Origin of the sequence: Paraperlucidibaca baekdonensis (assembly GCF_003387535.1) — a bacterium.
Lineage (GTDB): Bacteria > Pseudomonadota > Gammaproteobacteria > Pseudomonadales > Moraxellaceae > Perlucidibaca > Perlucidibaca baekdonensis.
In genome coordinates, this window is the sequence record NZ_QUNR01000002.1 from 104508 (window position 1) to 125012 (window position 20505).

Sequence of the window (20505 nt, forward strand, 5' to 3'; positions counted from 1 at the left end):
AAGCGGAGTTACTTGGCTTTCGGGCGCTCGCCCATGGTTACCGTCAGGGTTTTGTCGTCGTTATCACGGCGCACCACTAGGTTGACCTTGGTGTTGGGTTTATAGCCGCCGATTTGCCGAATCACTTGATCGGCGCTGGACACCGCCACGTCTTCAATTTGTACCAGTTCATCTCCTGGTTTTAGGCCGGCTTTGTCGGCCGGACCTTGACGCATCACCGCAGCGACCACCACCGAACCCGATCGGCTGCGGCTCGGTGGGCCATCTTGTTGGCGTTGCCCGGCAATCTCAATGCCCAGCCAGCCACGCACCACATGACCATGGGCTATGATCTCTTGCAACACTTGCTGAGCAATCGGCGCGGCAATCGCAAAGCCAATCCCCATGCTGCCCCCCGAGCGCGAATAAATCGCCGTGTTGATGCCCATTAAATTGCCTTGCACATCGATCAGTGCGCCGCCGGAGTTGCCGGGGTTAATCGCGGCATCGGTTTGAATAAAATCCTCATAGGTATTGATGCCTAAGCCACTGCGACCTTGCGCGGAAATAATTCCCTGCGTGACGGTTTGACCGACGCCAAAGGGGTTGCCAATGGCCAGCACGACATCGCCCACGGCGCTGGCTTCGGCGCGAAATGGCAGCGCGGGCAAGTCAGTCAGCGCGACTTTCAGCACCGCCAAGTCGGTGTCGGGGTCGGTGCCAATGAGCTTGGCGGCGACTTCGCGACCATCGTGGGTGGCGACCAAAATCTCATCGGCACCAGCAACGACATGGGCATTGGTGAGCACATAGCCATCGCTTGAGACTATGACGCCAGAGCCTAAACTCGACGCGGAACGTTCGCGCGGTGTGGTTTGGCCGTGAAAGCGCAGCCATTGCTCAAGAAACGGATCAACGCTTTGTTGTACGGTTTGCGTGGTGTAGATATTGACCACCGCCGGTGCGGCTTTGGCCACCGCCGGTGCGTAAGACATTGGCCCACTCAAGGTTGTCGCTGGTGGCTGGCTCGTGGGTGGCGGCAAAATAATAGCGGCGGGTGCTTTCGCTGTAGGCATGTCGGGCGCGTATTTATCGACGCCAACATAGCCGACCACACCGGCCAATAAAATCCACGGAAGGGCAGTGCTAATGCGCATAACTTTTCCTTTTCGCTCGCTAAGCAGGGCATTACAGTAGTGGCTTGCTCACAGAGCATCAAGTTGACATAGGTGGTTGCATGCAATTAAACGAGCTAGTGGCGCGTCTCGATGACCAGCTGGCGGCGCAAAAATTTGCCGATTATTGCCCTAATGGTTTGCAGGTTGAGGGCCGCGCTTCGGTAGCGAAAGTTGTCAGTGGCGTGACCGCGAGTGAGGCCATGATCGACGCCGCTATTGCGGCTCATGCCGATGTCTTGCTGGTCCATCACGGCTATTTTTGGAAGGGTGAGGTGGCGTCGGTTGTCGGCATGAAGCGTCGGCGTTTAGCGAAATTACTGGCGCATGATATCTCGCTGATTGCCTACCATTTGCCGCTCGATGCGCACCCTGTGCTCGGCAATAACGCCCAGCTCGCCAAGCGCTTAGGGCTCACGCGGAAACGCGCCTTGTTTGATGATCCGCGTCAGGTCGGTGATATCGGCGTGTTGGCCGAGGCTATGAGCGCGGAGGCGTTTGCCGCGCATCTGGGGAGTGTCTTGCAGCGCCCGCCGCTGCATGTGCCGGGTGGGCCAGAGATGATTCGCCGCGTGGCCTGGTGCACTGGTGGCGCGCAGGGCTTTATTGAGCAGGCCGCGGCGCATGGCGTCGATGCCTATATTAGTGGCGAGATTTCCGAGCCCACGGTGCATGTTGCGCGCGAATGTGGCCTGCACTATTTTGCCGCCGGGCATCATGCCACTGAGCGTTATGGCGTGCAGGCCTTGGGCGAATGGTGTGCGGCTGAATTCGGCCTCACACATACGTTTATCGATTTAGATAGCCCGGCCTAATGTCACGCGCCGTTAAGTGCGCGGCAGCAGGCTCAGCGTGTTACGGCTGAAGCCGGCTGCGTTGCCATTGGCCATCGGCACTTGGCAGATACAACACGCGGTCATGCAGCCGACTGGGTCGACCCTGCCAAAACTCTAGGCGCTGCGCTTTCAGGGCATAGCCGCCCCAGTGCGGTGGTCGCGGCACCACATCCGGGTATTGTGCTTTTAATGCCGCCTCGCGCGCTTTCAACGTGTTCGGGTCGTCGAGCGTCTGGCTTTGCTCAGACACCCAGGCGCCGATGCGACTGCCATAAGGTCGAGAAGCAAAATACGCATCGGATTGCTCGGCGCTGAGCTTGGCAATTTGTCCCTCAATGCGCACTTGGCGTTCAAGCTCCGGCCAAAAAAACGTGCTCGATGCATAGGCATTGGCGGCGAGTTGCTGGCCTTTGCGACTGCTGTAATTCGTGTAGAAATGCAGTGCGCCATCACGCAAGCCTTTCAGCAAGACGATACGCCCCGATGGCCGGGCGTCGGCATCGACAGTGGCCAAATGCATGGCAGTGGCCTCATGCACGCCGGCCGCGATGGCCTCATCTAGCCATTGCTGCAGCTGCACGCAGGGGTCGGCGTGGCACTGCGCGGGGCTTAAGCCTTTGAGGCCGTAGTCGAGACGGATATCGGCGAGGTTCATGTCGGCAGGGTCTCCTGTGTGTTTAATAAACGTTGTGTGGCGGGGTCGTCAAAAAAGCGGGCAAGATGCTCTTCTAAGCGTCGCTCAATATAGCCAGAGTCGCGCCAGGCATTGACCAGCGGCTCGCCAATCTCAACCACTTCGCGAACAATGTGCTCGCGCTCAATGCCTAATAGGCGCAGCAAGTGCATGGTTGGCATATCGCCCGCATGAGCAAACCAGGCCTGCACCAGCAGTTCAATTTGCTGATTCATGTAATCGGTTTGGCGGATTTGATTCCAATACAACACCGCCAAATAGCTTAAGCCTTGAATCTCTAAATGCCGCGTGGCCTGACCCAGCTGATAGGCCTCAAGCCGTGGCCAAACCAGCTCGGCAAATTGCACAATTGCATTGTTATTGAGCGCTTTATCGACCAATGACTCACTAAAGGCCGCCGTTGCAGCAATATTGCGCCCCAAATACGCCTTGATGGCCTGCTCAAGCGTTTCATCGAGCCGTCCCATGCGCCCGAGCATCCCTTTGCCGGCTTTCACCAATGCGCTGAAGCCCGGCACTCGCCGGGCAATCACGTTGTCGGTGGTGAGATAATCGACAATGCTGTGGTAAACCACATCCGACAGCACGCGTGTATAGAGCGGGCTGCTGAGGGCGCTATGAATGAGCTCTTGGCGCAGGGCGGGGCGCTCGACTAGGCGCTGCACCATCAGGTCGTAAATCTGTTTATTGATGAGTTGGCGCATGGGTTGTTGCTGATGGCTGGGGTTGTTGAGCCCGAGCTCCACCAGCATGACGGCTTGCTCGCGCATGGTGTCGGTGGGCGAGTAATTTAAAATATTGCGCTCAATCCACGCGATAACTTGCGCTTCATTGAGCAATTCGCGTGCGCTCAGGGTTTCGAGCAGATCACAATAGGCTTCGGCCTCGCATTCTAAATGGTGGCGTAAGGTGGGGCTGGCAAAGTCGCGCATAAAAAACTGCAGTTGTGCCTCAAGTAGCGCGTCGGCGAGATGGCTCATCAGGGTCTCCGATTCGCTCAGAATGGCTGGCGATATGATAAAAATCAGCTGCTCAACATAGCCGTTTGGCCGCGCAAAATCCATGCGCGGTGAAGCAAAAGATCAGAGGATAGTGATAATGAAGAATAACTGGCGGCGTGCGCTGGGCTGCTCTGGGGTGGGCTTGCTCATGTCAGTCATCGCGATGGCTGCGCCGCCGGCACTTGAATCAAAAGCGCCGCGTTTTGCCGATGCCTCATTGGTGTCGCCGGCGGCTGCGGATGACATGGTGATGACCGCATTAACGCTGATGGGCACGCCCTATAAATGGGGCGGTACTTCGCCAGAGGAAGGTTTTGATTGCTCGGGGCTGGTGCAGTACATCTATCGTGACGTGAGCCAGGTGGTGTTACCGCGCACGGCAGCGCAAATGGCGCGCTTGTCGGGCCGCGATGTCACCCAGCAAGAGCTGAAGGTTGGCGACTTGTTATTTTTCCGGCTTGGCCACAGCAAAGCCATCAATCACGTGGGTATTTATATTGGCGACAGCCGTTTTGTGCACGCGCCACGCACGGGGTCAGTGATTCGTATTGACCCGCTCAGTAATCGCTATTGGATGCGCTACTTTGACCGCGCCCGCCGCCTGTTTACCGACGACGGCCACATGGTCGATCGCTAAGGGTTATTTCTCGACAAAGGCGCGTTCAATGACGTAATGCGCTTGTTGGCCATGGCGCGATTCAGTAAAGCCGCGGGCTTCGAGCATGGCGACTAAGTCTTTCAGCATGCTCGGGCTGCCGCACATCATCACGCGGTCAGTCTCGGGGTTTAGCGCTGGCAGGCCGATATCGCTAAATAATTTGCCGGACTCGATGAGGTCGGTGAGGCGACCTGTATTGCGGTACTCCTCACGCGTGACCGTGGGGTAATAGATGAGCTTTTTCCGCGATTCAGCGCCGAAAAATTCGTTGTCGTGGAGCTGCTCGGAAATAAAGTCGGCATAAGCTAATTCGCTGACTTCGCGCACGCCGTGGCAGAGCACCACATGGTCATAGCGCTCATAGACTTCCGGATCTTTGATGATGCTCATAAATGGCGCTAAGCCAGTGCCGGTGGAGAGCATGTACAGCGTTTTGCCGGGCAATAAATTATCCATGATCAGCGTGCCGGTGGGCTTGCGGCTGACCATCAGCGTGTCGCCGGGCTGCAAATGTTGCAGGCGCGAGGTCAGCGGACCATCGGGCACCTTGATGCTGAAAAACTCTAGGTGCTCTTCGTAGTTGGCGCTGACAATCGAGTAAGCGCGCATCAAGGGTTTGCCCTCGGTTTCGAGGCCGATCATGACAAAATGGCCATTGTGGAAACGCAGGCCAGGATCACGCGTGGTGGTGAAGCTGAACAAAGTGTCATTCCAGTGATGAACGCTGAGGACGGTTTCTTGGCCAATAGTAGACATGATCACTCTCTGAGCTGGCGGGCGGTAACGGTCGCGGATGGTAGTGCATCGGCGACTTGTTGACCAGTTTAGGGCGCTTAAATCATCAGATCTAGCGCGTATTGCTGATTAAAACCATCAGCATTCCGAATGAAAATAGGCGTTGCTGCCGATGCTTCAGTCGGAGCGATCTTTCAGCCATGCCGCCAACATCGGCCACGCTTCTGTCGGTGTTTTACTGCCTGCCAAAATGCCCATATGGCCACCGGAGACCAGCTCAAGGCGGCCATCATCGCTGCCGATCAGGTCGGGCAGCGGGCGCATGGCGTCGGCAGTCACCATGGTGTCTTGCTTGCCGGCAATGGCCAACAACGAGGCCTTGATATCGGCGAAATCGAGCTGATGTTTGCCGAGCTTGATGCGGCCGTCGGCGAGATCATTGTCTATCCAGATGCGAATAATCATGTCTTGGATGACGCCGCCGGGGTAGGCCACCATGTCATCGAGGAAAGCGCCATTGGTGGCGTGGTTGATGACAAACTCGCGGTCATCGAGACGCGTTAGTAGCTCCCAATAACCGAGCAGGCTGTTAGCTGGGCTGAGCATTTTGAACGAGAGCGCATTGATCCAACCGGGCGTGTGCAGCAGTTTCGGGCTTAGGTTATGCACGCGAAAGCCGGTGTGCTTGCGCACCCAAGCGGCCTGTTTGGCGAGGCGCTGATACATTTTGCCGAGCGCGCCGGAGGCGTGACCATTGATCGGTGTGCCAATAATCACCAGATTGTGAATGTTCGGGTCCTTGCTGAGCGCGGCGTAGCCCAATGACAGCACACCGCCGATGCTCCAGCCGTGCAGACTGAGCGCGTCGACACCGGCATGACGACGCACATGCGACAAGTAATCTGGCATAAAATCAGCAATATAGGTCTCGAGATTGTAATGCGTGTGGCGCAGCGTGGGCCGGCCCCAATCGATCAGATACACCGCGAAGCCCTGCGCCAGCAAAAATTTCACCAAGCTGCGCTCGGGGAAAAAGTCATAGATATTCATGTTCACCGCCAGCGGCGGCACCAGCACCACGGGCACGCGATGACGCTCAGTCTTGACGGCCAGACGGTCTTCACCGAGGGCAATGTCGGACTCGCTGAGCGGCAGGTAGTAGCGCAGCTTGACCAGACCGTTGTCGTGCAGCACCTCATACGGCGTTTGATCTGAGCGTGTCAGCTCGCGCGTGCGTAGGAAGCGATCATTGGCGTTTGCCAGCACGCGGCGGCTATCACGACGCCACTCGGTGGCGCGCGAGGAGAGCTTGTCGCGCTGTGCTTGCAGTGTGAGGCTGAGTGTTTTTGGCAATAGCGGGCGTGACATAACGAGCTCCTCGGCGGTGGGCACTAGCCGTGCAGGCGACGTGGGTCATCATCGCGTCTACATAATGTGCGCACTATAGCGACTATTGCGCCATTGACAGTGACTTAAATGCCGCAAGCAAATGCGTTTGGCGTCAACGCGGCGTTGTGGCAAAGTCATCGGCTAATTTACCGTACGCGAGATGTGCCCGATGTCATTTGCTCACCAACTCACTATTTTAAGCTCCGTGCTGACCTCAACCGCTGCTGGCTGGCGCGGTGGTGCCGGACGCCCTTTCTTTAAGCAGCCTGAGCAACGCCCGGTGCTATTTGATATCGAGAACTGCCCTTATTGCCGCATGGTGCGTGAGGCAGCCACCGCCTTGCATTTAGACCTCGATATTCGCCCATGCCCGAAAAATGGCACACGTTTTCGCGCGCAGGCCATTGAGATTGGCGGCAAATTACAATTTCCGCTGCTGCAAGATCCCAACACCGGCACCGTCATGTATGAGTCTGGCGATATCATCGATTATTTATTTCGTACCTATGCCAAGCGTGCGGCGCCGGGCATGTACAAAAAAACTGCTCTGCATACGGCCAGTAGCTATTTGGCTAGCGCCACCCGCACTGGTGCGGGGCAGCGCGCCAAGCCATCACGTGCGCCCGAGCAGCCATTGGTGCTCTGGAGCTTTGAGGTGAGCCCGTATTCGCGGCCGGTGCGTGAGCTGCTCTGTGAGCTCGAAATTCCCTATAGCTTGCATAACTTAGGCAAAGAGCATTGGACTGAAATTGGGCCGGCAGCGCAGCGTCTAAAGCCGGGGCCTTACGTGCCCAAGGCTGGCGGTAAACGCGAGGGCTTTGTGCGCGCGCATGGCCGCGTGCAGCTGCCATTTTTGCAGGACCCCAATACCGGTGTTGAGTTGTTTGAATCTGAGGCCATTATGGCTTACTTAACGACGACCTACGCGGCCTAAACGAGAGCATCATGACGAAGAAAAAAGCACCAACTCACCCGGTAGTTGCCGCCCTTTATGAGGCCCACGTAGCGCATAGCGTGGAATTACTCACTGGCGATGGATTGATCGAACACTTGGCCGCTGAGCTCGATGCCGACTTGGCCAATGCCAAAAAGCTCAAGCTCACGCAAATGGTCAGCAAGCAGCAAATTCTCGCCACGGCGCGTGCCTATGCCGTGGAGATGCCCATGGCTGGCGGCATTCCCGAGCTCGTCGGCGATATTGCCCGCGTGCTGCATGCGCACCCCATTCACGACGACACCAAGCTCAGTGACATTGTCTCCGACAGTCAAGTGCGTGAAATCGTCAACAAGGCCGTGGAAATGCAGGCGATGCGCGAGAAATTAATTCACGCCATTTTGGGCAATCCATTGCTGGTCGAGCTGTCTGCTGATCTTATTTCGCGTGGCATTAAGGGCTATTTGGCGCAAGGCAATGCTGCTGCGAAAAATATTCCCGGCGCTTCCGCCTTAATGGGCTTGGGTAAATCGGTCTTGAGCAAGGCCTCGCCAAGTCTGGAGAAGTCCCTGGATGAAGGCTTGCAGGCCTATGTGCGTAAAAGCACGGCGGCGACCTTGCGAACGAGTGAGGCCACACTCAAAGCCAAACTCACGGATGACGCGTTGCGCCGTGTCGCCATGGATGTCTGGGCAGATGTGAAGCACTGGCCAGCCAGCCGCTTCCGCCAATATGTCAGTGCGGCGAGCTTGGAAGAGATCTTTGTTATTGGCTATGAATTCTGGCGCGGTGAGCTGCGCCACACGCCGTATTATGGTGCGCTGTTGGAGGTGGCCATCGATAGTTTCTTTGATAAATACCAAGACGCCACGCTGCAATTTTTACTCGATGAAGTCGGTGTTACCCGTGAGATGATTTTCACTGAGATCAGCCGCTTTGCGCCACCGGCCATCGCCGCTTTGCAAAAGGCCAAACTGCTCGATGGCATTGTGCGTCGCCAGCTCTTGCCGTTTTATCTGTCGGGACGCATTGAGGCGGTCTTGGCCGAGCAGGGGGCGTAGCGGTGGCATCACTGAAGGATCAATTACTGCAGGCCGGACTGGCCAATGCCAAGCGTGCGCGCCAAGCCGATCATGCCAAGCGTCAAGCAGCGAAGGGACGCCACGAAGACACGCCCGCCGCGGAGCTAGTCAAGCAGTCGCGCGCTGAGCAAATGGCGCGCGATCAGGCCGCCAATAAAGCCCAGCAAGCGGCGCAGGCCAGCAAGGCCATTGAGGCACAAATTCGCCAGATGATTGAGGTGCATCAGATCGATCGCAGTGGCGGAGATCAGCCGTATCAGTTTGCCGATGCGGCCAAGGTGCGCAAGCTCTGGCTGCGTACGGGGCAAAGCGACCAGATCGCGCGCGGGCATATTGCCATTGTGCGTGTGGGCGCACCGACCACCACCGAGTTTGCGCTAGTGCCCACGGTGGTGGCGGAGAAAATCGCGCAACGTGATGCCGCGCGCGTGGTGCTAGTGGTTGAGCGCAAAGCTCAGGCCATCGATGCCGATGACCCGTATGCCGACTACGTGATTCCCGATGATTTGATGTGGTAGCCCTAGCAGCTGATGAGGCACTACGAGGTTTAGCGCGCTACCGTGGCGCCAGTTTTTGATAATGAGTACCTGCAAATGAAATGGCTAATTTTGGCGATGTTTGTGGCTTCGGCCATCTATGTGCAACGCCGTGGCAAAGTAAAACACAAGTTTTCGCGACAGTTTTTCGACCACTCTACCTTGATGGCGCCGATCAACGTCATCATGTATTGGTGGTCGAAAGTGCCCACCACGCCGTATTTATCGGTCGATCATTTCCCAGAAGTTGCGGTGCTGGCCGAGCATTGGGAGGAGATTCGTGATGAAGCCAAGGCGCTCGGCGAAAAAGGCTTAATCAAGGCTTCCGCGGAATACAACGACGCCGGTTTCAACTCATTTTTCAAGGTCGGCTGGAAGCGTTTTTACTTAAAATGGTATGAAGATGGCCACCCGTCGGCTGCCGAGTTATGCCCGAAAACTACAGCCCTCGTGCGTAGCCTGGACTCCGTCAAGGCCGCGATGTTTACCGAGTTGCCACCGGGCAGCCGCTTGGTGCGTCACCGCGATCCATTCGCCGGTTCGCTGCGTTATCACCTCGGGCTAATCACCCCCAATGATGATCGTTGCTTTATCGATGTTGATGGCGAGCGCTACAGCTGGCGCGACGGTGACGGCGTGATGTTTGATGAGACCTATATTCATTACGCCGAAAACATGACCGACGACAACCGCATCATTTTGCTCTGCGATATTGAGCGACCAATGACCCGACGCTGGGCGCAAGCGCTGAATAATTGGTTTGCACGCACGGTGATGACGGCCGCGAGCTCGCCCAATACCGACAGTGATAAAACCGGCGGCATCAACAAAGCATTCAGCTATTTATACTTGGTTCGTCTGCGCGCGAAAGCCTTGAAAAAAACCAATCGCACGCTCTATTACGTGCTGAAATGGCTAATTCTTGGCGGCCTGATGGCGTGGATTTTTATCTTCTAAGCGAGGCTGAATGGTGCCAATGGCGGCATTGAGCGGATGAGAGGTAGTGCTGATGGCGTCCCCTCGGCGTAAGGTAATGTGATCCGACCGCAGTCGGGTTGGCGTGCCACGGGGGGTGACTATGTCGCACAATGCCTTTGCTGAGTTAATTGAGGAATGGGAAGCGCGGCAGCTTTTGCAGCGCCAAAAAGTACCCATGCAAGTCAGCGTATTCGACACCGATCAGGTGAAAATTCAAGCACTGGCGGCTGTCTATGGCCTCAGTGAGCAAGAGATTGTTGCCAGCGTGTTGCACCATGGTCTTTTTGAGTTGGAAACGCGGATGCCCTACCAAAAAGGCACGCGCGTGATTCGTGTCGAAGAGGGCGAGGAAATCTTCGAAGACATCGGCATGATGCCGCGTTATATAGCGAAAATTCATGAGTTAACGCGCGGGCACTAGCTCGTATTGCACGTACTGACTGCTCGTTATGCACCCACTAAAAAGCCGCTTTTCAGCGGCTTTTTAGTGGGTGTTTTAGGCTTTAGTGAAGTGGAAATGGCGGAAATTAGGCTTGCGCATGCGCATCCAGTATTTCCACGTAAAGCCCGGCCAAATCGTGAAGTTTTTACCGTCTTCATCTAAATACCAGCTCTTGCAGCCGCCCTCGCTCCAGACCATTTTCTTCAGCTCGTCTTGGATGCGGTCGTTATACGCATCTTGTACCTCAGGCTTCACGGAAATTTCTGCGGCGCCGCGTTTATCCATTTCCTCCAAGCAGCCCATCACATAGCGAATTTGCTGTTCAATCATAAAGATAATGGAGTTATGACCCAGCGCCGTATTGGGGCCCAGTAGCATGAATAAGTTCGGTAAATCCTTCAGTGTAGTGCCTAAATAAGCGCTCAGGCCCTCGTCTTTGGCGCGCGTTTCAATGCCATCACGACCGTATAGATGCAGCGGGCCGAGCGGGTCTTTGACATCGAAGCCGGTACCACAAATGATGGCGTCGACGGCATGCTCTTGGCCATTGGCGTCGATGATGCTGTGCTCGCGTACTTCTCGTACACCAGCGGCAACGACATTGACATTGTCGCGGGCCAGCGCGGGGTAGTAGTTATTGGAAAACAGCACGCGCTTGCAGCCAATGGTGTAGTTCGGTGTCAGTTTTTCGCGTAATGCGGGGTCTTTAATCTGTTTTTTCAAATGCCAACGCGCGAGCTTCTCAATGGCTACCATCAGTTTCGGATTAACAAAGCCCAGGGCAAAAGCCTCGGCCTGCCAATAAATGCTCGCGCGCACCAGTGTTTGCGAGGCGGGCAAAAAGCTAAACAGCTTCTTCACGCCGCTGCTAATAACACCATCGGGCTTGGGCACCAACCACGGCGGCGTGCGTTGAAACAACACCAGTTCATCGACCTGTGGCGCGATTTGCGGCACAAACTGGATGGCGCTAGCGCCGGTACCAATCACCGCCACGCGTTTGCCACTGAGATCGTAGTCGTGATTCCAGCGTGCCGAATGAAACAGCGTGCCTTTGAAGTGATCGAGACCTTTAACATTCGGTAATGCAGGGCGGCTTAGCCCGCCGATGCCCGACACCACCACCCGCGCCGTGAATTTTTGGCCATCGGCAGTTTTCAATGCCCAGTGCTTTTTGGCGTCACTCCAGCGCGCCTCAATAAGTTCGCTATTGCCGCGAAAGTGCGGATAGAGGTCGTATTTTTTTGCGCACTTTTTCATATAAGCCAAAATTTCGGCCTGACCTGAGTAAAAGCGTGACCACTCAGGATTTTGCTCAAATGAGTAGGAGTACATGTGCGAGGGCACATCGCAGGCTGCGCCAGGGTAGTCGTTGTCGAGCCAGGTGCCGCCAAAATCGGTGGATTTTTCCAAAATAAGAAAATCATCGCGGCCGGCTTTTTTCAGAAAAATGCCCATGCCTAGGCCCGAAAAGCCGCTGCCAATAACAATGACGTCGTGGTGGGGAGTGCTCATGATGCGTGTGCCTCAGCTAATTTGATCCGACAAATGTAAGATTAGTCGTCTGTACCTAGTATGTCACGGCATTTGTCCTTGTCTGTTTGACAGTTGTTAATGCCTTGGCTAGCGTTGCCGCACCTAATCTTGTGAGAATTCGTTATGCCCGCCAAGTCTACAAAAAAGACTAAGCCGACTGTCGTTACTATCGATGGCAAGGCCCGTTACCACGAGCCCGCACCGACTGGCATTGATCTGGAGTCGTTTCACCAAGTCGTCATCAGCCGTCGTTCGGTGCGTAAATTCACCGACAAAGCTATCCCGCAAGCCGTGCTTGATGACTGTTTAGATATGGCACTGCTGGCGCCATGCTCATCAGGGCTACAGCCTTGGGAGTTTTTCGTGGTGCGCTCGGCCGGCAAAAAAGCCAAGTTGGTGAAGGCTTGCATGAGCCAGTTGGCGGCAAAAACCGCTGCGGAGCTGATCGTTTGCGTGGCGCGCACCGATCGTATTGATGAATTTTCGCGCAAAATGTTGCGTGAATGGCCCATGCCTGATGTGCCGAAACTGGTGCAGCGCTATTACCAGCTCATCCCGTATAACTATGCGCCGGGCCCGCTCAACAGCTTCGCGTTGGTGAAAAAAGCGGCGTTTTCATTGGGCGGAATGGTCGCTGCCGTGCCCCGCGGGCCTTACACCAAGTCTGAAGTTGAGCTGTGGGCTGCCAAAAGCACGGCGCTGGCTTGCGAGAATTTAGTACTGGCTTTCCGCGCCCATGGTTTTGATACCTGCATGATGGAAGGCTTCGACGAGGTGCGTGTGCGTAAGCTGCTGAATTTAGGCGATGCCTCGATGCCGATTATGGTGGTGGGTGCGGGTGAGCGCGCCGATGACGGTGTGTTTTGGCCGCAAGTTCGCTTTGAGCGTGAGCTCTTTGTGCATGAAGTTTGAGTGCACGAGGCTCGATGGCGTTTGGTGAGCTCCTGCGTCTCACCATATGCAGAAGGAGTGGGGCGTAACGAGATATCAGCGCCCACAAAAAAGCCCGGCATGGCCGGGCTTTTTTGTGCCATCAGCTCAGTGACTTAGGTCAGCTGCGCGATGTCAATTTTACCGGCTTGTGTGGTGTACTCTTCCATCTTGTCGAAGTTCAGGTATTGGTAAATTTCACCAGACATCGATTCGATTTGCTTGGCGTATTCCATGTACTCCGCCACGGTGGGCAGCTTGCCAATCACCGCCGCAACTGAAGCTAACTCAGCCGAGGCCAAATAGACATCGGCGCCTTGGCCTAAACGGTTCGGGAAGTTACGGGTCGAGGTCGACACGCAGGTGCTGTTTGGCGCGACACGGGCTTGGTTGCCCATGCACAGCGAGCAGCCTGGCATCTCAGTACGCGCACCGGCACGGCCATAGATATTGTAATAGCCTTCTTCCATGAGCTGATGCTCATCCATTTTGGTTGGTGGCGCGATCCACAGTTTCGTGGTCAATGAGCCGCCAGGGACCTTATCGAGCAGCTTACCAGCGGCACGGAAATGGCCAATGTTGGTCATGCATGAGCCAATGAACACCTCATCGATTTTCGCGCCAGCTACATCGGAGAGTAGCTTGGCATCATCGGGGTCGTTCGGGCAGCAGAGCACGGGCTCTTTGACATCGGCCAGATCGATTTCGATGATCTCAGCGTACTCAGCGTCTTTGTCGGCACGCATCAGGCTGGGGTTTTCTAACCATTTTTCCATATTGCCAATACGGCGGGCGATGGTGCGTGCGTCGCCGTAGCCATTGGAAATCATCCATTTCAACATCGTGATGTTGGAGGTCAGGTACTCTTTCACGCTAGCTTCCGACAGCGTGATGGTGCAGCCCGCGGCTGAGCGCTCAGCGGAGGCATCGGAGAGTTCGAAGGCTTGTTCGGCGGTTAAATGCTCGAGGCCTTCAATTTCCAGAATGCGGCCGTTGAAGGCATTGATTTTGCCTTTTTTCTCAACGGTGAGCAGGCCTTTTTGGATGCCGTAGTAGGGGATCGCATGGACCAAGTCGCGCAACGTGATGCCGGGCTGCATTTTGCCCTTGAAGCGCACCAGCACCGACTCCGGCATGTCTAATGGCATGACGCCAGTCGCCGCGGCGAAGGCCACCAAGCCTGAACCGGCTGGGAAAGAAATGCCGAGCGGGAAACGTGTGTGTGAGTCGCCGCCGGTACCGACGGTGTCGGGCAGCAACATGCGGTTGAGCCAGGAGTGGATGATGCCGTCGCCGGGACGCAGTGAGACGCCGCCACGGTTCATGATGAAATCAGGCAGCGTGTGGTGCGTGCCGACGTCCACGGGCTTGGGGTAAGCGGCGGTGTGGCAGAACGACTGCATCACCAAATCGGCTGAGAAGCCCAGGCAAGCCAAGTCTTTGAGCTCGTCGCGGGTCATTGGGCCGGTGGTGTCTTGCGAACCCACGGTGGTCATTTTCGGCTCGCAGTAAGTGCCAGGACGCACGCCTAAGCCATCGGGCAGGTTGCAAGCGCGACCGACCATCTTTTGCGCCAGCGTGAAGCCTTTTTTGGTGTCCGTGGGCATGTGTGGTTGGCGGAACAGGTCCGATGCCGTTTCGCCCAGCGCTTCGCGCGCTTTGTTGGTCAGGCCGCGGCCAATGATCAAATTGATACGGCCACCCGCGCGCACTTCGTCTAGTAGCACGGGCGACTTAAGCTCAAAGTTGACGATGGCGTCATCGCTGCCATGGGCGCAGATTTTGCCATCGAAGGGATAAATGTCGATGACATCGCCGGTGTTGAACTCGTCGACATTGCACTCAAACGGCAGCGCGCCAGCATCTTCCATGGTGTTGAAGAAGATGGGAGCGATTTTGTTACCGATGCAGACGCCACCATCGCGCTTGTTGGGGATGTGCGGTAGGTCATCGCCGGTGAGCCAGAGCACGGAGTTGGTGGCGGACTTACGGCTGGAGCCAGTACCCACGACATCACCTACATAAGCAATAGTGTGGCCTTTGGCTTTTAGCGCTTCGATCTGTTTGATCGGGCCGACTTCGCCGGGCTGATCAGGCGTGATGCCTTCGCGCGCGTTTTTCAGCATGGCGTTGGCGTGCAGCGGGATGTCTGGGCGGCTCCACGCATCTTGCGCAGGCGACAGGTCATCGGTATTGGTTTCGCCGGTGACTTTGAACACGGTCACGGTGATTTTTTTAGCAACGTCTGGGCGATTGGTGAACCACTCGCCATCGGCCCATGAGCGCAAAATGCCTTTGGCGTGATCGTTGCCGGCTTTGGCTTTTTCTTCGACATCGTGGAAGGCGTCAAAAACCAGCAGGGTCTTTTTCAATGCCACAGCCGCGTCGGCAGCGAGGCTGGCGTCGTCGAGCAGGGCCACCAATGGGGCAACGTTGTAGCCACCGAGCATGGTGCCGAGCAAGTAAACAGCGCGTTGTTTATTAATCAATGCGCACTCAGCTTCGCCTGTGGTGATGGCGGCTAAGAAGCCAGCTTTTACGTAGGCGGCTTGGTCAACACCGGGCGGAATGCGGTTTTCAAGCAGGTCGACGAGGAAGTCTTCTTCACCTTTGGGTGGATTTTTTAAGAGTTCGACTAAGGCGGCAACTTGCGTTTCGTCTAGGGGCTTTGGGGGTACGCCGAGGGCGGCGCGTTCGGCAACATGTTCGCGATAGGCTTCGAGCACAGTGGAGTCCTCTACAGGTGGGGCAAAAGCCAAACCCTCGCAATTTCGGCGGGTTAATGCCTGTTATCGCAAGGGTTTAGCGTGAATATGGCAGCAAATTATAGTCTATAGACGCATGAAAAGTAAGGTCGTTGCTCGTCCAATCGTCTGAGGCTCACTTGAAACCGTAACGCTCGTCGAGCATGCCTTTATCTTGCGGATCTTTGGTGGCGTAGTCGCGTGGCGGCTCATAATACGAGAAGTCGCCGGACTCAATATTGCCGTATGGGTTAGGCGCTTGCGGCTCTGGCGCAGGGCCTGCAAGCCCGACAAATTGATGTGCGGGGTTGTCATCGCGCGAGCGCTTGGGGTCATCGCACAATACTTGCGCGCCGGCCCGCAGGTGCTCATGCAGGTCGCGGTAGCGTTGCGTCATCTCGTTAGCGAGTTGTGCGGAATGATCAAAGTGACTGCGTACATCTTGCTGATAATTTTCGTGACGATTTTGCAAGTCAGTGAGCAATGCCTCGAGCTCATGGCTGCGATGGTCAGACGTTTTACGCTTCATGTAATAGGCGCCGGCTGCTACCCCGATGAAAAAAAACAATGCACTCCACAACGCCGTCATCTGACCTCTCCCAATCGGCTACCTGCCGAACTAGCGCCAATGCGTGTGATATTCAGGCGAATAACTGCATTGGCGAATCTTGTGTGTATCTATACCATTCTCGCCGCTAGTAGCGAAAGATCTACGCAAAGGACTTCAGCATGGCCAGTCAGCAATCTTCCCCGTTTTCTTACCCAGTGGGTGATCACGCAGTCACAGTTCAGGGGCCGCTCGGGCCGCTCGAAGCCATCCTGTCGATTCCGCCACAGGCTGACCGTAAAGCCTTGGCGTTGCTGTGTCATCCGCACCCGCTGTTTGGTGGCAGCATGGAAAATAAAGTCATTTTCACTGTGCATCGCGCCTGTCGTGATGCCGGTATTGCCACGCTCAGGTTCAACTTTCGTGGGGTAGGCAAAAGTGTGGGGGCGTTTGATCATGGCGCCGGCGAGCAGCATGACGTGCTCGCGGTGCAGTCATGGGCGCAGGCGACCTTGGCGGTTGAGTCGTTGGTGATGATCGGTTTTTCATTTGGCGCGTTTGTGGCGGCCACTGCCTGGTCGAAAGCCACGCAAGCCGCCATGCGCGGCCAATCATTGATGTTAATTGCGCCGCCAGTCACACGCTTTCCCATGACCGGCTTTCAGCTACCGGCCGGCGCGCGTGTGATTTATGGTGATGCCGATGAGGTAGTTGATCCGCAAGCCATTGCGGATTGGCTGAGCACCCAACGTGCAGACTTAACGATCGAGGTGCTGGCGGGTGCCAGTCATTTTTTTCATGGCCGCCTCACCGAGCTGCGCGACTGGGTGCGCGCGGGTTTGATATCTGGAGATCGAACGCATGGTTGATGCGGCATTGAGTGGGCCATTGGCGCGATACCATCAAGCGCTAGGTGAGCAAGGCTTTACCGCCGATGAGGCGCAGCTCGAGGCAGTGCAAGGGTTGCAGCAGGTTTTTGATGAGCTGCAGGCGCGTTTTCAGCGAGCCAAGCGCGTACGCGGCCCCGCACGATTACGCGAAATTCGTCGTCAGAAGCTGCCGGCACAGGGCCTGTATTTGTGGGGTGGCGTGGGGCGTGGCAAAACATGGCTGATGGATATGTTCTACGAGTCCGTGCCATTTCGCCGCAAGTTGCGTGTGCATTTTCACCGCTTTATGCAGCGCGTGCATCGTCAGCTGAAAACGCTTGAAGGCACCAAGGATCCGCTCACGCATGTCGCCAATACGCTGCACGATGAAGCTGTAGTGATCTGTTTTGATGAGTTTTTTGTCACCGATATTGCCGATGCGATGATTCTCGGTGGCCTCTTTGAACGGCTATTTGCGCGCGGCGTTACGTTGGTGGCGACATCCAATATTGTGCCTGAGCGACTCTATGAAAACGGCTTGCAGCGTCAACGATTTCTGCCGGCCATTGCGCTGGTGCAGCAGCATTGCCGGGTTTTAAACGTCGATGCCGGCATCGATTACCGCTTGCGCGTGCTCAGTCAGGCGGCACTGTATTATTCGCCACTTAATGATCAGTCGGCGGCAACACTGGCGGCGCGTTTTGCCGACTTAACGGCGGGCCAGCTTGTTCAGGAGTCGCCGCTTGACATCAACAGCCGGTCGGTCGAAGTTTATGGTCGCAGTGAAGATGTGTTGTGGTTAGATTTTGCGGCACTTTGCGAGCAGCCGCGTAGCGCTCACGACTACATCGAGTTAGCGCGTGAGTACCATTCGGTGCTGCTCGCCAATGTGCCCATGATGAACGTCGACAATGATGACGCCGCGCGGCGCTTCATTAATTTAATTGACGAGTTTTACGATCGTGGCGTGAAATTGGTTGTGTCAGCCCAACAGCCTATTTTGCAACTCTATGCGGGCGGTCGTTTAAGCTTTGAGTTTGAACGCACGCAAAGCCGTTTACAGGAAATGCAGTCAACCGATTATTTGTCGCGTCCGCACAAGCCCTAATGGTGCGGCGCCTTTTACGCTAGGAGCAATGATGATTCCCCGTACGTTATTTACCTCAGACCACGAAGCTTTCCGCGATAGCTTGGCGAAATTTTTGACCAATGAAGCCGCGCCGCACCATGCACAATGGGAAGAAGACGGCCAAGTCTCGCGCGAGCTCTGGCTCAAAGCCGGTGAGCAAGGCTTTTTATGCCCAACGCTCGGTGATGAGTTTGGCGGTCCGGGCGCGGATTATTTGTATTCGATTATTGTTATGGAAGAAGTGGCGCGCCAAGGCTTGAGCGGCATCGGCTGGGGTCTACACACCGACATCGTGGCACCCTACATTGAGCATTATGGCAATGACGCCATGAAGCAGCGCGTGTTACCTAAAATGCTGTCCGGCGAATGGATTGGTGCGATTGCCATGACAGAGCCTGGCGGTGGTTCGGATTTGCAGGCGGTGAAAACCACGGCCATCGATCAGGGTGACCACTATTTGCTCAATGGCTCGAAGACCTTTATTACCAACGGCCAAATGGGCGATGTCATCATCGTGGTGGCGAAAACCGATCCTAGCAAAGGCGCCAAAGGCATTTCGCTGTTTTTGGTTGAGCGTGGCATGCCCGGCTTCGAGCGTGGTCGCAACCTGCACAAAGTTGGCATGAAGGCGCAAGATACCTCCGAGCTCTTTTTCAACGATGTGAAGGTGCCAAAAGACAACCTCATTGGCGAAGAGGGCATGGGCTTTGTCTATTTGATGGAGGAGCTGCCGCAGGAGCGCCTGGGTATTGCCGTCAATGCCGTGGCCAATATGGAGGGCGCGCTGGCGCTCACGTTAGACTATGTGCGCGAGCGTAAGGCTTTTGGTAAGCGTATTGGCGACTTCCAAAATACTCAGTACAAGCTGGCCGAGTTACACACGCAAATTGAGGTCGCGCGCGCTTACGTTGATCGCTGCATCGATCTGCATATGCAGAAAAAGCTCGACATCCCCACCGCGGCAGCGGCCAAGTACTGGGTCACCGACCTGCAATTTCAAGTACTTGATGAGTGTGTGCAGCTTTTTGGCGGCTACGGCTATATGTGGGAATATCCCGTGGCGCGTATGTGGGCCGATGCGCGTGTGCAGCGCATCTACGGCGGTACAAACGAGATCATGAAAGGTATTATTGCTCGCACATTGATCTAATTCGCGAGGCAATGGCTGGGCTGGAGAAAAAATCTTCAACCAGTCATTGCCAATGTGCTCGTCCTTGAGTAACATTCGCGACCTCATTGCGGTGGCTACATTTGTTGAGTTGCCGCACAACCTGATTTTTGAAGGCATGTTGACATGAAGACTATTAGTGCCAAGCCGGAGACCGTAAAGCGTGACTGGTTTGTGGTTGACGCAAACGGTAAGACGCTAGGTCGTCTGGCTTCCGCAATCGCTGTGCGTCTGCGCGGCAAGCATAAGCCGGAGTATACTCCGCACGTCGACACCGGCGATTACATTGTTGTGGTTAATGCCGACAAAGTGGCAGTGACCGGCAACAAGGCCAAAGACAAAATGTACTGGCATCACACGGGCTTCCCCGGTGGTATCAAAGGCGTGAATTTTGAGAAGCTCTTGGCGCATCGCCCAGAAGCTCCTTTAGAGATCGCTGTTAAAGGTATGTTGCCAAAAGGCCCATTGGGTCGTGACATGCTGGCTAAGTTGAAGGTCTATAGTGGTGCTGAGCATCCACATAGCGCCCAACAGCCACAAGAACTGAACATCTGAGCGCCTAATTATGACAATGAACTACGGTACTGGCCGTCGCAAAACTGCGACCGCACGCGTGTTTATCACTCCGGGCAAAGGCGACATCGTCGTTAACAACCGCCCATTGGATACTTATTTTGGTCGCGAAACTGCACGTATGGTGGTTCGCCAACCATTAGAGCTGGTTGAGCTGCTGACTCAGTTCGATATCAAAGTCACTGTTGCTGGCGGTGGTATTGGTGGTCAAGCTGGCGCCATCCGTCACGGTATTACGCGTGCCTTGGTTGAATACAACGAAGAATTGAAATCGCCACTGCGTAAAGCAGGCTTCGTTACGCGTGATGCGCGCGAAGTTGAGCGTAAGAAGCTGGGTCTGCGTAAAGCGCGTAAGCGTCCGCAATACTCCAAGCGCTAAGCGCTATCGGCAAATACTTGCCGATGTTTACAAAAAGCCCGTCTGGACTCCAGCGGGCTTTTTGCGTTTCTGCCATCGGTCAGTTTTAAGCGTAATCTATGGCTTGAACAGGCGTTGTTTGCCTTGTCAGTTCTGCACTATTTCATTACCATGTGTGTGCTTTTTACAAGCTCCGCCTGGCGCAAGCGCGC

The 20505-nt window shown here is 55.6% G+C and carries 21 protein-coding genes; 13 read left to right on the forward strand and 8 right to left on the reverse strand.

Annotated elements, in window-relative coordinates; all coding sequences use genetic code 11:
* Window positions 1–8: 8 nt before the first annotated feature.
* Window positions 9–1136: a S1C family serine protease gene (locus DFR26_RS04425; RefSeq protein ID WP_116207766.1), complete on the reverse strand. Its 1128-nt coding sequence runs from the start codon at window positions 1134–1136 to the stop codon at window positions 9–11.
* Between the two features lie 80 nt (window positions 1137–1216).
* Here DFR26_RS04425 and DFR26_RS04430 point away from each other — a divergent pair, with 80 nt between their 5' ends.
* Window positions 1217–1969 (forward strand): Nif3-like dinuclear metal center hexameric protein, encoded by a 753-nt coding sequence (locus DFR26_RS04430; RefSeq protein WP_116207767.1) that lies wholly within the window; start codon window positions 1217–1219, stop codon window positions 1967–1969.
* 40 nt (window positions 1970–2009) lie between these two features.
* Here DFR26_RS04430 and pdxH read toward each other — a convergent pair whose 3' ends face one another.
* Complete coding sequence (pdxH, locus tag DFR26_RS04435; RefSeq protein ID WP_116207768.1) at window positions 2010–2645, reverse strand: pyridoxamine 5'-phosphate oxidase; 636 nt, start codon at window positions 2643–2645, stop codon at window positions 2010–2012.
* Window positions 2642–3664, reverse strand: coding sequence for a hypothetical protein (locus DFR26_RS04440; RefSeq protein WP_147300262.1), 1023 nt, complete (start codon window positions 3662–3664; stop codon window positions 2642–2644). Before DFR26_RS04440 ends, pdxH begins: the two co-directional genes overlap by 4 nt.
* A 118-nt stretch (window positions 3665–3782) precedes the next feature.
* Here DFR26_RS04440 and DFR26_RS04445 point away from each other — a divergent pair, with 118 nt between their 5' ends.
* Window positions 3783–4322 (forward strand): C40 family peptidase, encoded by a 540-nt coding sequence (locus DFR26_RS04445; protein WP_181898985.1) that lies wholly within the window; start codon window positions 3783–3785, stop codon window positions 4320–4322.
* Between the two features lie 3 nt (window positions 4323–4325).
* On the opposite strand, the gene DFR26_RS04450 is transcribed toward DFR26_RS04445, so the two are convergent.
* Both DFR26_RS04450 and DFR26_RS04455 read right to left on the reverse strand, forming a co-directional pair.
* Window positions 4326–5099: a ferredoxin--NADP reductase gene (locus tag DFR26_RS04450; RefSeq protein ID WP_116207771.1), complete on the reverse strand. Its 774-nt coding sequence runs from the start codon at window positions 5097–5099 to the stop codon at window positions 4326–4328.
* Between the two features lie 156 nt (window positions 5100–5255).
* Window positions 5256–6446, reverse strand: coding sequence for an alpha/beta fold hydrolase (locus DFR26_RS04455; protein ID WP_116207772.1), 1191 nt, complete (start codon window positions 6444–6446; stop codon window positions 5256–5258).
* Window positions 6447–6636: 190 nt separating this feature from the next.
* Between DFR26_RS04455 and DFR26_RS04460 the strand changes: the two genes are divergently transcribed.
* From DFR26_RS04460 to DFR26_RS04480, 5 genes are all read left to right on the forward strand, one after another.
* Entirely contained in the window at window positions 6637–7401 is a 765-nt protein-coding gene (locus DFR26_RS04460) for a glutathione S-transferase N-terminal domain-containing protein (protein WP_116207773.1), read from the forward strand.
* Window positions 7402–7412: 11 nt separating this feature from the next.
* The gene (locus tag DFR26_RS04465) at window positions 7413–8462 is read left to right on the forward strand and encodes a hypothetical protein (RefSeq protein WP_116207774.1); all 1050 of its coding nucleotides are present in this window, start codon (window positions 7413–7415) and stop codon (window positions 8460–8462) included.
* Window positions 8463–8464: 2 nt separating this feature from the next.
* Window positions 8465–9001, forward strand: coding sequence for a DUF2058 domain-containing protein (locus DFR26_RS04470; protein WP_116207775.1), 537 nt, complete (start codon window positions 8465–8467; stop codon window positions 8999–9001).
* A gap of 75 nt (window positions 9002–9076) precedes the next feature.
* Window positions 9077–9976, forward strand: a complete 900-nt coding sequence (lpxO, locus tag DFR26_RS04475; protein ID WP_116207776.1) for a lipid A hydroxylase LpxO — start codon at window positions 9077–9079, stop codon at window positions 9974–9976.
* A 121-nt stretch (window positions 9977–10097) separates the two neighbouring features.
* Window positions 10098–10418 carry a hypothetical protein gene (locus DFR26_RS04480; RefSeq protein WP_116207777.1) on the forward strand — a complete coding sequence of 107 codons (321 nt, stop codon included), beginning with the start codon at window positions 10098–10100 and terminating at the stop codon, window positions 10416–10418.
* A gap of 75 nt (window positions 10419–10493) precedes the next feature.
* Here the strand turns inward: DFR26_RS04480 and DFR26_RS04485 are convergent, their stop codons facing one another.
* Window positions 10494–11954, reverse strand: a complete 1461-nt coding sequence (locus DFR26_RS04485; RefSeq protein ID WP_116207778.1) for a flavin-containing monooxygenase — start codon at window positions 11952–11954, stop codon at window positions 10494–10496.
* Window positions 11955–12098: 144 nt separating this feature from the next.
* On the opposite strand from DFR26_RS04485, the gene DFR26_RS04490 reads away from it, so the two are divergent.
* On the forward strand, window positions 12099–12887 hold the full coding sequence (locus tag DFR26_RS04490; protein WP_116207779.1) for a nitroreductase family protein: 789 nt from the start codon (window positions 12099–12101) through the stop codon (window positions 12885–12887).
* Window positions 12888–13021: 134 nt separating this feature from the next.
* On the opposite strand, the gene acnB is transcribed toward DFR26_RS04490, so the two are convergent.
* Window positions 13022–15631, reverse strand: coding sequence for a bifunctional aconitate hydratase 2/2-methylisocitrate dehydratase (gene acnB / locus DFR26_RS04495; RefSeq protein WP_116207780.1), 2610 nt, complete (start codon window positions 15629–15631; stop codon window positions 13022–13024).
* A 154-nt stretch (window positions 15632–15785) separates the two neighbouring features.
* Window positions 15786–16238: a Z-ring associated ZapG family protein gene (locus tag DFR26_RS04500; protein WP_116207781.1), complete on the reverse strand. Its 453-nt coding sequence runs from the start codon at window positions 16236–16238 to the stop codon at window positions 15786–15788.
* Between the two features lie 140 nt (window positions 16239–16378).
* On the opposite strand from DFR26_RS04500, the gene DFR26_RS04505 reads away from it, so the two are divergent.
* From DFR26_RS04505 to rpsI, 5 genes are all read left to right on the forward strand, one after another.
* Window positions 16379–17065, forward strand: a complete 687-nt coding sequence (locus tag DFR26_RS04505; RefSeq protein WP_116207782.1) for an alpha/beta hydrolase — start codon at window positions 16379–16381, stop codon at window positions 17063–17065.
* Entirely contained in the window at window positions 17058–18173 is a 1116-nt protein-coding gene (zapE, locus tag DFR26_RS04510; RefSeq protein WP_116207783.1) for a cell division protein ZapE, read from the forward strand. The genes DFR26_RS04505 and zapE overlap by 8 nt, the downstream gene beginning before the upstream one ends.
* Before the next feature lie 31 nt (window positions 18174–18204).
* Entirely contained in the window at window positions 18205–19344 is a 1140-nt protein-coding gene (locus tag DFR26_RS04515) for an acyl-CoA dehydrogenase family protein (RefSeq protein WP_116207784.1), read from the forward strand.
* 144 nt (window positions 19345–19488) lie between these two features.
* The gene (gene rplM, locus DFR26_RS04520) at window positions 19489–19917 is read left to right on the forward strand and encodes a 50S ribosomal protein L13 (protein WP_116207785.1); all 429 of its coding nucleotides are present in this window, start codon (window positions 19489–19491) and stop codon (window positions 19915–19917) included.
* Between the two features lie 10 nt (window positions 19918–19927).
* A complete protein-coding gene (gene rpsI / locus DFR26_RS04525) occupies window positions 19928–20314 on the forward strand; it encodes a 30S ribosomal protein S9 (RefSeq protein ID WP_116207786.1) in 387 nt (128 codons plus the stop codon).
* Window positions 20315–20505: the final 191 nt, after the last annotated feature.

Bases quoted from the DNA above. Each gene is read 5' to 3' on its own strand.
- DFR26_RS04425 (WP_116207766.1), bottom strand. From the start codon at position 1,136: ATGCGCATTAGCACTGCCCTTCCGTGGATTTTATTGGCCGGTGTGGTC.
- DFR26_RS04430 (WP_116207767.1), top strand. From the start codon at position 1,217: ATGCAATTAAACGAGCTAGTGGCGCGTCTCGATGACCAGCTGGCGGCG.
- pdxH (WP_116207768.1), bottom strand. From the start codon at position 2,645: ATGAACCTCGCCGATATCCGTCTCGACTACGGCCTCAAAGGCTTAAGC.
- DFR26_RS04440 (WP_147300262.1), bottom strand. From the start codon at position 3,664: ATGAGCCATCTCGCCGACGCGCTACTTGAGGCACAACTGCAGTTTTTT.
- DFR26_RS04445 (WP_181898985.1), top strand. From the start codon at position 3,783: ATGAAGAATAACTGGCGGCGTGCGCTGGGCTGCTCTGGGGTGGGCTTG.
- DFR26_RS04450 (WP_116207771.1), bottom strand. From the start codon at position 5,099: ATGTCTACTATTGGCCAAGAAACCGTCCTCAGCGTTCATCACTGGAAT.
- DFR26_RS04455 (WP_116207772.1), bottom strand. From the start codon at position 6,446: ATGTCACGCCCGCTATTGCCAAAAACACTCAGCCTCACACTGCAAGCA.
- DFR26_RS04460 (WP_116207773.1), top strand. From the start codon at position 6,637: ATGTCATTTGCTCACCAACTCACTATTTTAAGCTCCGTGCTGACCTCA.
- DFR26_RS04465 (WP_116207774.1), top strand. From the start codon at position 7,413: ATGACGAAGAAAAAAGCACCAACTCACCCGGTAGTTGCCGCCCTTTAT.
- lpxO (WP_116207776.1), top strand. From the start codon at position 9,077: ATGAAATGGCTAATTTTGGCGATGTTTGTGGCTTCGGCCATCTATGTG.
- DFR26_RS04480 (WP_116207777.1), top strand. From the start codon at position 10,098: ATGTCGCACAATGCCTTTGCTGAGTTAATTGAGGAATGGGAAGCGCGG.
- DFR26_RS04485 (WP_116207778.1), bottom strand. From the start codon at position 11,954: ATGAGCACTCCCCACCACGACGTCATTGTTATTGGCAGCGGCTTTTCG.
- DFR26_RS04490 (WP_116207779.1), top strand. From the start codon at position 12,099: ATGCCCGCCAAGTCTACAAAAAAGACTAAGCCGACTGTCGTTACTATC.
- DFR26_RS04500 (WP_116207781.1), bottom strand. From the start codon at position 16,238: ATGACGGCGTTGTGGAGTGCATTGTTTTTTTTCATCGGGGTAGCAGCC.
- DFR26_RS04505 (WP_116207782.1), top strand. From the start codon at position 16,379: ATGGCCAGTCAGCAATCTTCCCCGTTTTCTTACCCAGTGGGTGATCAC.
- zapE (WP_116207783.1), top strand. From the start codon at position 17,058: ATGGTTGATGCGGCATTGAGTGGGCCATTGGCGCGATACCATCAAGCG.
- DFR26_RS04515 (WP_116207784.1), top strand. From the start codon at position 18,205: ATGATTCCCCGTACGTTATTTACCTCAGACCACGAAGCTTTCCGCGAT.
- rplM (WP_116207785.1), top strand. From the start codon at position 19,489: ATGAAGACTATTAGTGCCAAGCCGGAGACCGTAAAGCGTGACTGGTTT.
- rpsI (WP_116207786.1), top strand. From the start codon at position 19,928: ATGACAATGAACTACGGTACTGGCCGTCGCAAAACTGCGACCGCACGC.